Annotated in this window: 12 protein-coding genes; 1 reads left to right on the forward strand and 11 read right to left on the reverse strand. The window is 73.3% G+C overall.

Translation table 11 applies throughout. The features are described 5' to 3' along the window. Positions 1-292: 292 nt before the first annotated feature. The 5 genes from EIW28_RS04130 to EIW28_RS04150 form a co-directional block, all read right to left on the reverse strand. The gene (locus tag EIW28_RS04130; protein ID WP_197717049.1) at positions 293-1,183 is read right to left on the reverse strand and encodes an arginase family protein; all 891 of its coding nucleotides are present in this window, start codon (positions 1,181-1,183) and stop codon (positions 293-295) included. A 175-nt stretch (positions 1,184-1,358) separates the two neighbouring features. Continuing rightward, the gene (locus tag EIW28_RS04135; RefSeq protein ID WP_125246416.1) at positions 1,359-2,234 is read right to left on the reverse strand and encodes a co-chaperone YbbN; all 876 of its coding nucleotides are present in this window, start codon (positions 2,232-2,234) and stop codon (positions 1,359-1,361) included. 85 nt (positions 2,235-2,319) lie between these two features. Then, positions 2,320-2,784: a ribonuclease HI gene (gene rnhA, locus EIW28_RS04140; RefSeq protein ID WP_125246417.1), complete on the reverse strand. Its 465-nt coding sequence runs from the start codon at positions 2,782-2,784 to the stop codon at positions 2,320-2,322. A gap of 10 nt (positions 2,785-2,794) precedes the next feature. Beyond that, positions 2,795-3,382: a TMEM165/GDT1 family protein gene (locus tag EIW28_RS04145; protein ID WP_125246418.1), complete on the reverse strand. Its 588-nt coding sequence runs from the start codon at positions 3,380-3,382 to the stop codon at positions 2,795-2,797. Positions 3,383-3,592: 210 nt separating this feature from the next. Then, a complete protein-coding gene (locus EIW28_RS04150) occupies positions 3,593-4,813 on the reverse strand; it encodes an MFS transporter (protein ID WP_125246419.1) in 1,221 nt (406 codons plus the stop codon). A gap of 118 nt (positions 4,814-4,931) precedes the next feature. Between EIW28_RS04150 and EIW28_RS04155 the strand changes: the two genes are divergently transcribed. Continuing rightward, positions 4,932-6,098 carry an ROK family transcriptional regulator gene (locus EIW28_RS04155; protein WP_158630282.1) on the forward strand — a complete coding sequence of 389 codons (1,167 nt, stop codon included), beginning with the start codon at positions 4,932-4,934 and terminating at the stop codon, positions 6,096-6,098. Positions 6,099-6,473: 375 nt separating this feature from the next. Here the strand turns inward: EIW28_RS04155 and araA are convergent, their stop codons facing one another. The 6 genes from araA to EIW28_RS04185 form a co-directional block, all read right to left on the reverse strand. Then, on the reverse strand, positions 6,474-7,970 hold the full coding sequence (araA, locus tag EIW28_RS04160) for an L-arabinose isomerase (protein ID WP_125246421.1): 1,497 nt from the start codon (positions 7,968-7,970) through the stop codon (positions 6,474-6,476). 6 nt (positions 7,971-7,976) lie between these two features. Beyond that, positions 7,977-8,666: an L-ribulose-5-phosphate 4-epimerase gene (locus EIW28_RS04165; RefSeq protein WP_197717050.1), complete on the reverse strand. Its 690-nt coding sequence runs from the start codon at positions 8,664-8,666 to the stop codon at positions 7,977-7,979. Positions 8,667-8,709: 43 nt separating this feature from the next. Further along, entirely contained in the window at positions 8,710-10,374 is a 1,665-nt protein-coding gene (gene araB, locus EIW28_RS04170; RefSeq protein WP_125246422.1) for a ribulokinase, read from the reverse strand. Positions 10,375-10,928: 554 nt separating this feature from the next. Further along, complete coding sequence (locus EIW28_RS04175) at positions 10,929-11,549, reverse strand: hypothetical protein (protein WP_125246423.1); 621 nt, start codon at positions 11,547-11,549, stop codon at positions 10,929-10,931. Next, positions 11,546-12,028: a phage holin family protein gene (locus tag EIW28_RS04180; protein ID WP_197717051.1), complete on the reverse strand. Its 483-nt coding sequence runs from the start codon at positions 12,026-12,028 to the stop codon at positions 11,546-11,548. Before EIW28_RS04180 ends, EIW28_RS04175 begins: the two co-directional genes overlap by 4 nt. Before the next feature lie 23 nt (positions 12,029-12,051). Beyond that, on the reverse strand, positions 12,052-12,384 hold the full coding sequence (locus tag EIW28_RS04185; RefSeq protein WP_125246424.1) for a plasmid stabilization protein: 333 nt from the start codon (positions 12,382-12,384) through the stop codon (positions 12,052-12,054). Between the last annotated feature and the right edge of the window lie 50 nt (positions 12,385-12,434).

Here is a 12,434-nt window from a genome sequence, read left to right on the forward strand (position 1 = left end):
GCCGCCGCCTCCCTCCCGCGGGGGAGCGCGCTCCCCCGCGGGAGTGGAACCGCCCGGGCCGGAAGTCGTGCGCCGATGTGCCACCGCCGGAGCCGTTCTCGAGAGCGGACCGTGTCCGTAGCGTGCTGGGCGGCGGCGCAGTCGGCTTCACCCTGCCGAAGGCACTGGACTCAGGAGGCCCGAATCGCCCTGCGCCCCAACACCTCCGAGGCCGCGGTGCTCGGGCGCACCGCGCGGGCGTGCATCTGCGGCGGCTGCGCGACGGAGCGCCGGAGGAAGGCGAGCGGCGAAGCTACTGGAGGGCCTCGACGAGGAGGTCGGTGAGGGCCTTCGCGTACTCGCCGTCGGGGTCGTAGTCGGGGTCGAAGACCGTGAGATCCATGCCGGCGCAGCGGTCGTCGGCGGCGCAGGTGGCGACGATCTGACTCAGCTCGCCCAGGGAGATGCCGCCGGGCGCGGGGCCGTCGACGGCGGGCATCACCGACGGGTCGAGGACGTCGGCGTCGACATGGAGCCAGAACGTGGCGACCTCGCCGAGCGAGTCGAGGGCCCACTCGGCGCTGCGGCCGACCCCGCCGGCGCGCAGGGCCGGGACGGTGCGCACCGCGATCCCGGTGGCCTCCAGCTCGACCCGGTGCGGGTCGTCCGAGCGCAGGCCCAGCATCACCAGATGATCGGTGTCCACATAGGGCCGCAAGCCGCCGATGTCGGTCAGGTCCGGCTGGCCGCGGCCGGTCGCCAGCGCGAGCTCCTCCGCGGCGGCGGCGCCGACGTACTGGGAGTTGCCGGGGTGGCGGAAGTCGGAGTGCGCGTCGATGAACACCAGGCCGCGGGGCTTGCGGTCGCGCTCGGTGCGGCGGCGCGCGGCGAGGGCAGGGCCGAGGAGGATCGAGCAGTCGCCGCCGAGGACGAGCGGGAAGCGCCGCTCCTGCCACAGCCGCTCGACCCGGTCGGCGAGGCGCCGCGTGTACTCGGCGATGGCCTTGGCCTGGCCGACGCCGTCGCCGGGGCGCCAGGCGGAGGCGTCGAAGCGCGGCGGGGTGAGGCACCCGGCGTCGAGGGCGTTCAGGCGCGAGACGAGCCGGTGGTCCCGAAGGGCCCCAGGGGCTTTCGCGCAGCCGGGGACGGTGTGCGGGGTGGGCGGGCGGAGGCCGAGGTTCGAGGGCGCGTCGAGGACGGCCACGCGTCTCGTCCGAGTCGCCGGCACCGTGCACCTCCCACCGTTCTCGCTGTCCCGCTAGCTTGGCACAGCGGACGCCGCGGCACCAGGTGATCTCCCTCCTCCGAACGGCCGGACCTCCACGGCACGCGCGTGCCGTGGAGGTCCGAAGTCGCTTGCGGCCCTTGAGGGTCCGCGTCTAGAAGAGGACGGCGCTGAGTTTGCGGCGGGCCTTGGCGACGGCCGGGTCGTCGCTCCCGGCGACGGTGAACAGCTCGACGAGGCGCTTGCGCACGCGCTCGCGGTCCTCGCCGACGTTCTTGGCCACCAAGGCGATGAGCCGGTCGTAGGCGGCCTCGGCCTGGCCCGAGAGGAGCTGGATGTCGGCCGCGGCGAGCGCGGTGTCGATGTTGTCGGGGTCGGCATCGGCGAGCGCGACCGCGTCGTCCGGCAGGGAGCCGACGCGGCGGAGCATGCGCACCTGCGCGATCCCGGCCTCGGCCTCGGCGGACGCCGGGTGGTTCTTGAGGTACTTGTCGTACGCGGCCTCGGCGGCGTCGAGGTCGCCCTCGACCATGAGGTTCTCGGCGTTCGCGAGCTCGGGGTCGACCGGCTGCGGGACGTCGATGCCGGCGGCCTGGGTGATGCGGCCGATCCACTGGCGCAGGCCCTGCTCGGTCTGCGGACCCTGGAGCAGATCGAGCGGGCGGCCCTGCGCGAGGGCGACGACCGCGGGGAGGGCCTGGAGCTGGAGGGCGGCGGCGAGCTGCTGGTTCTGGAGGACGTCCGCGCGGGCGTACACCCACGCGCCGCCGGCCTCGCCGGCGAGCTTGCCGAGGAGGTCGCGGACCTGGACGGACTCGGGGACCTGGTCGGCCCAGAACGCGACGACGACGAGCGCGTCGAGCGAGCGCTCGAGGACCTCGGTCTGGACCGTGGCGTCGGTGACGTCGATCGCGAGGACGCCCGCGCCGCCGCTCGCGCCCTGGGCCGCGGCCTGCTGCTGCTGGGCGGCGGCGGCGAGGGTGCTGAGGTCGACGCCTCCGGAGAATCGTGACGGTACCTGGTCGCTCATGGTGGTGATTCTTCCATTCTCATCGGGGATCGGCGGCGCGGGCCGGGCCCGCTGTGGGCCGTCGGTCACGGCCCGGGTCCGGGTCTCAGCGGCGCCCGGCGGCCTCGTCGCGGCCCTGGCAGGCGAGCTTGTCGGCGCGCTCGTTGCCGGGGTCGCCGGCGTGGCCCTTGACCCAGCGCCAGTCGACCTCGTGCCGGGCGGCGGCGTCGTCGAGGCGGCGCCACAGGTCGGCGTTCTTGACCGGCTCCTTCTTGGCGTTGACCCAGCCGTTGCGCTTCCAGCCGTTCATCCAGGTCATGATGCCGTTGCGGACGTAGGCGGAGTCGGTGTACAGCACGACCTTCATGGGCCGCTTGAGGGTCTCGAGGGCCTGGATCGCGGCCATGAGCTCCATGCGGTTGTTGGTGGTGGCCTTCTCGGAGCCGTAGAGCTCCTTCTCGTGGCCGCCCCATTGGAAGTACACGCCCCACCCGCCGGGGCCGGGGTTGCCGGAGCAGGCCCCGTCGGTGTAGATGACGGCGGTGTCCACGATCTCGTCCGTTTTCGGCATGACCGCCAGCTTATCCCGCGAGCGCCGTCACGGCCTCGACGCCCAGCAGGACGCCGATGACGAGGAACAGTCCGGAGGAGACGTAGCGGACGACCTTCTCGGGGATGCGGCGGGCGACCCAGGCGCCGGCGAAGACGGCGAGGAGGTCGGCGGCGAGCATGCCGAGGGTGCCGCCGATCCAGACGCCCCACGGGTCGGAGCTGGAGCCGAGGCCCATGGCGATGATCATGGTCTTGTCGCCGAACTCGGCGAGGAACATGGCGGTGACGACGGTGAGGAGGCCGGTGCGGCGCTCCTTGACGGGGCCTTCGTCCTCGTCGTCGTCGTGGCCGCCGCGCAGGCCCCAGAGGCCGAAGCCGATGAACATGACGGCGGCGGCGAGGCGGATCCAGTCGGTGGGGAGCAGGTTGCCGACGGCGGCGCCGACGCCGACGGAGAGCCCGATGAGGGCGCCGATGGCGATGACGAGGCCGAGGACGACGGTGCGGAGCCGGTACCTGGTGGCGAAGGTGAGGGCCATGAGCTGGCTCTTGTCGCCGAGTTCGCCCACGAAGATCGCGCCGAACGCGACGGCGGCGGCGATGAGCAGTGCTTCCATTGAGGGTGATCCTCCCAGTGTTCAGGCCGGGAGGAGGGGACACAGCGACCTCGACCCGGCCGTGCGGCCTTGGTCGAAGGTCTCGCTCGCCCCGGGGTCCGAGGCCGTGCGGCCGGGCCCGCCTCTCGCGAAGCGTGCGAGCCCTGGGCGGGCTCGCGGGCCAGTGTGTCGACCGCAGCGTTGGGAGCTACTCCCCTTCTGCGCTGGCAACTATACGTGAGCGCCGGCCTCGGCGGCGACGGGCGCGGGGTGTGGCGCTCGCCGCGCCAGGCGCCGCATCGTGAGGGGGCCGCCGGCGGCGATGAAGAGGGCGAGGGCGGCGGGGACGAGGAGGCCGACGGTGAGGCTGGTGCCTTCGGCGAGGTAGCCGATGGCGCCGGGGCCGATGAGGAGGCCGGCGGAGCCGGACATGGAGATGAGGGCGACGTTCGAGGGCGTCCCGCCGGCTTGTCCGATGGCGCTGAAGAGGACCGGGACCATGAGGGCGATGCCGGTGCCGGCGAGGATCCAGCCGGTCCAGGCGAGTGCGAGGCCGCCGGCGGCGCCGGAGGCGAGGACGAGGGCGTAGCCGAGGACGGCGAGGGCGCCGGCCCACTGGAGGGTGGGGCCGGGGCCGAGCCTGGCGCGGACGGGGTCGCCGAGGAGGCGGAAGACGGTCATGGCGACGGCGAAGACGGTGTAGGACAGGGGCGCGAGGGCGGCGTCCGCGTGGAGGACGTTGGCGGCGTGGAGGTTCGCCCAGTCGATCGCGCCCGATTCGACGAGGTGGCCGCCGAGGCCGAGGAGGAAGAGGGCGGCGAGGAGGACGGCGCCGATCTTCGCGGTGGGGGCGGGGGCTCCGCTGCTGCCGCCGGAGTTGTCTCGACCCGGTGGCGGCAGCAGCGGACGGGTGGCGATCGCCATGGCCGCGGTGCTGACGACGGCGACGGCGATGAGGACGGCCTGGTTCCCGAGGCCGAGGACGAGGCACACGGAGGTGAGGGCGCCGGCGGCGGCGCTGCCGAGGCTCCACAGGCCGTGGAAGGCGGAGATGATCGGGCGTCCGAAGCGCTGCTCGAGCTCGACGGAGTGGGCGTTGATGCCGACTTCGATGAAGCCGACGCCGGCGCCGTAGAGGGCGGCGCAGGCGAGGAGGACGGCGTAGTTCGGGGCGAGGGCGGGGGCGATGAGGACGAGCTGGGTGGCGGGGGCGGTCCACAGGAGGAGGCGGCGGGAGGTGATGCGGTCGGCGATGCGCCCGGCGAGGACCATCGAGGCGAGGCCGACGAGCTGGATGAGCAGGAGCGCGGTCCCGAGCTTCGCTTCGCCGAGGCCGAGGCGGGCGTCGATGCCGGGGAGGGCGGCGGCCCAGGCGCCCATGACGAAGCCGGAGGTGGCGAAGGCGGCGTGGAGGCCGAGGCGGGCGCGGCGCAGCGCGAGAGGGTCGGACATGGGGTCCCGTTCCGGAGAGCAGTTTTGTTCTTGGTGAGAACATAACAGGGCGGGGGCCGCCCGTCAACGGTTATGTTCCGACCGGGCACAAATGTGTGGCGGCTGGCATAATCCCTCCATGCCGCAGACGATGACGAGCGCCGACCTGAGGATTCACAACCAGGTGCGGCTCCTGCGCGCCGTGCACGGCGCCGCCGCGCCGGTGACGCGGGCCGAGGCCGCGCGGCTACTGGGCATCGGCCGGAACACCGCCGCGGCGCTCGTGGGCGAGCTGGAGCAGGCGCGGCTGCTGCACGAGGTGCCCGCGGAGGCCGGCGGGCGGGGGCGGCCCACGACGCTCCTCGTGCCGCATCCCGAAGGGCCGCTTGCGTTCGCGGTGGACTTCCGGGAGGACACGTGGACGCTCGCGTCCGTGGAGCTCGGCGGTGCGGCGACCGGACTCGAAGAGGGCGAGCACGACCGGACCCCGCGGGCGTTCGCCGCGATCCGGGCCGCGATCGGGCGGCACGCGAGCGACCGGCTCGCGGTCGTCGGCTTCGCGACGTCCGGCCCCATCCGCGACGGGCGGCGCCTCCACATCTCGCATCTCGGCTGGGACGAGGTGGACCTCGGCGACCTCGTCGGCCCGGACTGGCCGGCGACGCTGGTCGACAACGACGCGCGGCTCGCCGGGCTCGCCGAGGCGCGGCGGGGGGCGCTGCGCGGCGTCGGGACCGCGATGCACTTCCACATCGACTTCGACATCGGCGGCACGCTCCTGCTGCACGGCGACGCGCAGCGCGGCGGGCACAACATCGCGGGCGAGTTCGGGCACATGCCGCTCACGGGGTCCGGACTCGAGTGCATGTGCGGGGTGCGCGGGTGCTGGAGCCTCGACGTGGGTGCGAACGCGCTCGTGCGGCGCTTCGGGGCCCGGCCCGGCTACGGGGAGGGGCGCGCGCTGGCGCGGGAGATCCTGCGGCGGGCAGCGGACGGCGACGCCGAGGCGGCGGCCGCCGTTGACGCGAACGCGGCCGCGCTCGGACGCGGCCTGGGCGCGCTCGCGAACGCGCTCGACCCGGAGGCGATCAGCCTCTCCGGGCTCGGCGTGGACCTGATCCGGCTGCGGCGCGAGGTGATCGAGGCGCACTGCGCCGCGGGCCTGATGGCGTTCCGCCGCGGCGAGCCGCCGCGGATCGTCGCCGGCACGGTCGGCGAGGCGGGCCCGCTCACGGGCGCGGCCGAGATCGCCTGGGACGCCATCCTGGCCCCCGATCGGGTGAAAGACCGCCTCCAGGGCGCTTGAACGACCGGTTCTTGTCGGACCCCTCGGCAATGCTGGCCCCAGACTGGCGTCCCCCTCTGGGCGGGTGGGGGCTGGGGACGGTATTCGGCCTTCAGCTCTTCACGCGCGCGCGGTGTCCGCAGCGCCGGCGCAGTTCGCGGCGTCCACTGAGGCGGGCCCGGCCGGTCCGCGGCGGACCTAGGCTCAAGTTCCGCGGCTCCAAGGTCCTCATGGGGCCCGGCCGCGGTCCGCGGCGTCGATCGGCGCACGCTGCATCGTCCGCCCGGCGGGCGCTCCTCCCGGCGCCCGTTCCGCCGCCGCCCCGCCGGCGTCCGGAGAGACGCCGGAGGGCGGGCCCGCGGGCCCGCCCTCCTTGCGCCGTATGCCTTCGCAGCCCTAAATGCCGCCCTCGAGGTGGTGGTACACCTGGTTCCAGCGCAGCTCCTGCTTGAACTCGCGGGCGTTGGTGTCGCCGTCGATGGTCACCAGCTCGACGCCGGCGATCTCCGCGAAGTCCTCCATGACCTCCCGGCCGAAGGCCTGCGTGAAGGAGGTGTGGTGGGGGCCGCCGGCCGTCAGCCACGCCTCGGCCGAGGTCTGGAGGTCCGGGCGCGGCACCCACACGGCGCGCGCGACCGGCAGGTTCGGGAGGTCCTCGTCGGGCTCGACCGTGTCGACCTCGTTCGCCACCAGGCGCAGCCGGGTGCCGAGGTCGAGGAGGCCGACCATGAGGGCCGGGCCGGGCGGCGCGGTGAAGACCAGGCGCACCGGGTCCTCCTTGCCGCCGATGCCGAGCGGGTGGATCTCCGCCTTCGGCCGCTCCGCGGCGATCGTCGGGCACACCTCGAGCATGTGCGCGCCCAGGATCTGCGGGGTCTCCGAGCCGAGGTTGTACGTGTAGTCCTCCATGAAGGACGTGCCGCCCTCCAGGCCCTGCGCCATGACCTTCATGAGGCGCACCAGGACCGCGGTCTTCCAGTCGCCCTCGCCGCCGAAGCCGTAGCCGTCGGCCATGAGGCGCTGCACCGCGATGCCCGGGAGCTGCTTGAGCTTCCCGAGGTCCTCGAAGGTGTCCGTGAACGCCTTCGCGCCGTGCTCTTCCAGGACCGAGCGCAGGCCCAGCTCGATGCGGGCCGCGTCGCGCAGCGACTCGTGCCGCTCGCCGCCGGCGCGCAGCTCGGGCACCACGTCGTACTCGGCCTCGTACACCGCGGCCAACTCGTCCACGGCCTTGTCCTCGATGGACGCGACCCGCTCGACGAGCTCGTTGACGCCGTAGGTGTTCACCTCGACGCCGAGGCGGATCTGGGCCTCGACCTTGTCGCCCTCGGTGACGCCGACGTACCGCATGTTGTCGCCGAAGCGCACCAGCTTCAGGTTCTGGACCTCGTTCCAGCCCAGGGCGGCGCGCGCCCAGTTGCCGACGCGCTCCTGGACCCGCGGGTCGCCCCAGTGGCCGACGACGGTCTTGCGGCGGTGGCGCAGGCGCGTGAGCATGTACCCGAACTCGCGGTCGCCGTGGGCGGCCTGGTTCAGGTTCATGAAGTCCATGTCGATGTCGGCCCACGGCAGGTCGCGGTTGTGCTGCGTGTGCAGGTGCAGCAGCGGCTTCTGGAGCGCGCCCAGGCCGGCGATCCACATCTTCGACGGCGAGAACGTGTGCATCCAGGCGATCACGCCGATGCAGTCGTCGGCCGAGTTCGCCTCCAGCAGGACCCGCCGGATCTCCTCAGGGGTGGTCAGCACCGGCTTGGCGACGACCTTCACCGGGATCGCGGCGGCCCCGTCGAGCCCGGCCACGATGTCGGCCGAGTTCTGCGCGACCTGCTCGATCGCCTCCGGCCCGTACAGGTGCTGGCTGCCGGTGACGAACCACAGTTCTTTGTTTCCCATTGCTTCCTACTGCTCCTTCGGGGCGGGCTGCTGGCCGTAGACGTTCTGGTAGCGGTCGTAGAGGCGGTCGATGTCGGCCTGCGGGATCGGCACCGGCTCGCCGAGCTGGCGCGAGATGTGGACCGTGCGCGCCACGTCCTCGGCCATCACCGCGGCCTTCACCGCGGCCTTCGGGTCCTTGCCGATGGTGAAGACGCCGTGGTTCTGCATGATCACCGCCGGGGAGCGGTGCCCGCGCAGGGTCTCCACGATGCCCTTGCCGATCGCGTCCGAGCCGATGAGCGCGAACGGGCCCAGCGGGATCTCCCCGCCGAACTCGTCGGCCATCGCCGTCAGCACGCACGGGATCGGCTCGGCCCGCGCGGCCCACGCCGTCGCGTACGGGCTGTGCGTGTGCACCACCCCGCCGACCTCCGGCATCCGCTGGTAGACCTCGTTGTGGCTCTCCGCGTCCGACGACGGCGCCAGGTCGCCTTCGAGGACCTTGCCCTCGAGGTCGGTCACGACCATCAGCTCGGGGGTGAGGTCGTCGTACGAGACCCCGCTCGGCTTGATGACGATCAGGTCGGTGCCCGGGACGCGGCCCGAGACGTTCCCGCTGGTCCAGGTCACCAGGCCCCAGCGCAGGAGCTCGGCGTGGAGCGCGCACACGCGCTCCTTCATCTCCAGGACGGCGGCGGTCGATCGATAGGGCATCAGCGGTTCCTCCTGTTCGGGGCGGCGGGCGACGGGTGCGCGCTCACCGCGTCGCCTCGACGGCGATCTCGTTGAGCGTGTGCAGGGCGCGCGAGCCGCCGCGGCCGAAGTGGTCGTGCAGCTCCTCGTAGACGGCGTACAGCCGGTCGTAGGCGTCGGCGCGGGCCTCGTCGGGCACGTACGCGTGCCGCTCGACCTTGCCCATCGCCTCCGAGGCGGCGTGGATGTCCGGGTAGGCGCCCGCGGCGACGGCCGCGTGGATCGCCGAGCCCAGGGCCGGGCCCTGCTCGGAGGTGAGGACCGTGATCGGCATGCGCAGCACGTCCGCGTAGGTCTGCATGAGCCACTTGTTCTTCAGCAGCCCGCCCGCGGCCACGAACTCCTCGATCGGCACGCCCGCCTTGACGAGCGTCTCCACGACCATGCGGGTCCCGAACGCGGTGGCCTCGACCAGCGCGCGGTAGATCTCCTCCGGCTTCGTCTGGAGGCCCAGGCCCAGGATCGCGCCGTGCAGGGCGTGGTCGACCAGGACCGAGCGGTTCCCCGAGTGCCAGTCGAGCGCGACCAGGCCGTGCGCGCCCACGGGCTGCTCGGCGGCGAGTTCGGTCAGGTACTCGTGGATGGAGATCCCGCGCTTCGCGGCCTCCTCGGTGTACGCGGCCGGGACGCCGTTCCTGGTGAACCACGCGAAGATGTCGCCGACGCCGGACTGGCCGGCCTCGTAGCCCCACAGGCCCTTGGTGATGCCGTCGCGGACCACGCCGCACATCCCCGGGGCCTCCTTGAGCTCCTCGCCGTTGACGACGTGGCAGGTGCTGGTGCCCATGATGGCGACCATCTTGCCGGGGCCGACGGCCTTCGCGGAGGCGGCGGTGACGTGCGCGTCGACGTTGCCGACCGCGATCACGGTGCCCGCGTTCAGGCCCGTCCACTCGGCGGCCTCCGCGGTGAGCTCGCCGGCCTTGTCGCCCAGGGCCGACAGCGGGTGCTCCATCTTGGCGTTGAAGTCCGCGAAATCGGGGTTCAGGGCCGCGAGGTACTCGCGGGAGGGGCGCTGCCCGTCCTGGACGATGCCCTTGTACCCGGCGGTGCAGGAGTTCCGGGTCTCCTGGCCGCACAGCTGCCAGATGATCCAGTCGGCGGCCTCGATCCAGCGGTCGGCGCGCGCGTACAGCTCCGGGTCCTCCTCGAGGAGCTGGAGGCCCTTGGCGTAGGCCCACTCCGAGGAGATCTTGCCGCCGTAGCGCGGCAGCCACGACTCGCCGCGCTCGGCCGCGACCGCGTTGATGCGGTCGGCCTGGCCCTGGGCGGCGTGGTGCTTCCACAGCTTCGGCCACGCGTGCGGGCGCTCGCGGTACTCGTCGAGCTCGCACAGCGGCGTGCCGTCGGCGGTCGTCGGCAGGATCGTGCAGGCGGTGAAGTCGGTGGCGACGCCGATCACCTGGTCGGCGCTGACGCCGGCGGCGGCCAGCGCGGCCGGGACGGCGCGCTTGAGGACCTCGACCCAGTCGTTCGGGTCCTGGAGCGCCCAGCTGCGCGGCAGGCGGACGCCGGAGCCGGGGAGGGACTCCTCGATGGCGCCGTGCGCGTAGACGTGCTCGGCGCTGGCGAGTTCGCGGCCGTCGGCTACCGACGCGACGACGACGCGGCCCGAGAGCGTGCCGAAGTCGATCCCGATAGCAACGGCACCGTTGTCGCTGCCAGTCATGTGCGGCCTCCTTGGGGGATGCTCGTTCAACGGAAGTGACCGTTCACATGCGGGGATTCCCCCGCGGTGAAGCGCAGTGAGCCAGCTGCGCACACGACGGAAGACGGCTGCACACAGGTGGACCCCCCACAACCTAACGCATCCGCACGTTCAGGACCAGTCGCGGTCAGGCGTTCCGTCGAATAAAGCGGACATGGGGGCCCGTTCCGGAGCGCCCGGCGGACCCGCCCGCGCACCCGGCGCGCCCGACTGTGACCTACGTCCCGTCCGGCTGCCAGACGAGGGCCCGGAGCGGAGCGCGGGGCGGGGGCTGTCGGACCCGTCGGGCAGGGTTGATGCCGGGGGCCCACCGATGTCCGTTTTGCACGGACCCTCCGTTCACGTTCCCCACCCGCACCCCCACCCCGTGCCCTGACCGGGGGTGAAAGCGCTCCGTGGCCCGGCCCGTTCGAGGTTCCGGCCGTCCCGCCGCCCGGCGCCGCCGATCCCGAGGACGACCGGGCACAGCCGGGCCCCGGGAGCCATGGCTCCCGGGGCCCGGTGCGCGTCCGCCGTTATCGATGCAGGAGGCGGCGGAGCTTGGAGCGGCGCTTGAAGCGCAGGCGGTCGGCCGCCGAGCCGACCGCGGCGGCTGCGCGGTTCAGCTTCTTGCGGGCGTTCCTGCGGCTGCGCCTGGTGTTCTTGCGGGCGTCGCCGGCGGCGAGCTTCACCGCGGTCGCGGCGTTCGCGGCGGCGCTCCGGGCGCTGTCGCGAGCCGAGCGCTTCTCGGCCTTGCGGTGCCCGCGGGCGACGGCGACGGTGACGACAGCGGTGGTCACGGCTCCGGCCGCGGCGACCGCGACGGTGAACGGGTGGCGCCGCACGGGCGCGAAGGGCCCGTGGGCGTGCTCGGCGTCCGGGTCGAGCCCGAGGCGCTCGCGCAGCTCGTTCACGGAGTCGTTGATGTGGCGCCGGGCCTGCTCGGCCTCGCGCTCGAGCTCCTCGGTGGTCGCGGGCGGTGCCGGCTCGGCGGCTCCCGCGTCGTACTCGGCCCACTCGTGCTGGTGCTCGAGCTCGGCGGCCTCGTCGTGGCGCACGACGTCGACCTCCGGCTGGTACGGCATCCCGGTCGAGGGCGGCGGCACGAGGCCGACGCCGGGCGGCAGCCCGCCGGGCTGCATCGGCATGGCGGTCATCGGTTCATCCTTCCTCGCAGCGCCTCGGCGTCCTCCCGGGCGCGTTCCATGGTCTCGTCGGGGACCGGCGGCAGCGCGCGCTTGATCATCGAGCGGCCGATGAGGGCCTCGATGCCCGCGATCGCGAACAGGACGGCGCCGACGACGAGCGCGGCCAGCCACGCCGGCCACACCAGGGCGAGCGCGAGTCCCGCCGCGAGCGCGAACGCGGCCCCGCCGTACAGCGCGAACACGCCGGCCGCGGCGAACATGCCGCCGCCCTTGGCGCCGCGCTTGGCCTTCTCGGCGACCTCGCGGGCGGCGAGCTGGGCCTCGATGCGGGCCAGGTGCGCCACCTCGGCGGTCAGGTCGCCGACGATGGCGCCCACGGAGCGGTCGTGGTCGTTCCAGTCGCGGCGGGGGCGCCGGGTCCACTCACCGGACTGCTCCCGTTCGCTCTGCCTGGCGGCCATCGCCTCGGGGTCGTGTCGAACCTCCATGTCTCACTCACCTCTCCGCCGGGCTACTTCTTGCGCTCGACGGCGCGAAGGAGCTCGGCCTTGTTCATCTTGGAACGGCCCTCGACGTTCTTGCGCCGGGCCTCCTGGTAGAGCTGCTCCTTGGTGCGGCCCTTGGGGCCCGAGTGCGAGCGCTTCCCGCCGCGCTTCGAGGACGACATGTCCTCGGTCGAGGTGCGGCTGGCGGTCTTCGTCTTGCCCTCGCGCGCCCGCTGCTTGTTCACGGTCCGGGCGGCGATCTCCTCGGCGCGGTCCTCGCTCTCACCGCGCTCCTCGGCGCTGTCCCGGATGTGCTTGTACTTGCGTTCTTCCTTGTCGGTCCACTGCTTCTGGGGCATGGCCGTCTCACCTCCAGGCGGTCTCGGCCGGTCCGATGGGGACCGGGTTC

The organism is Glycomyces terrestris, assembly GCF_003933745.1.
GTDB lineage: Bacteria > Actinomycetota > Actinomycetes > Mycobacteriales > Micromonosporaceae > Glycomyces > Glycomyces terrestris.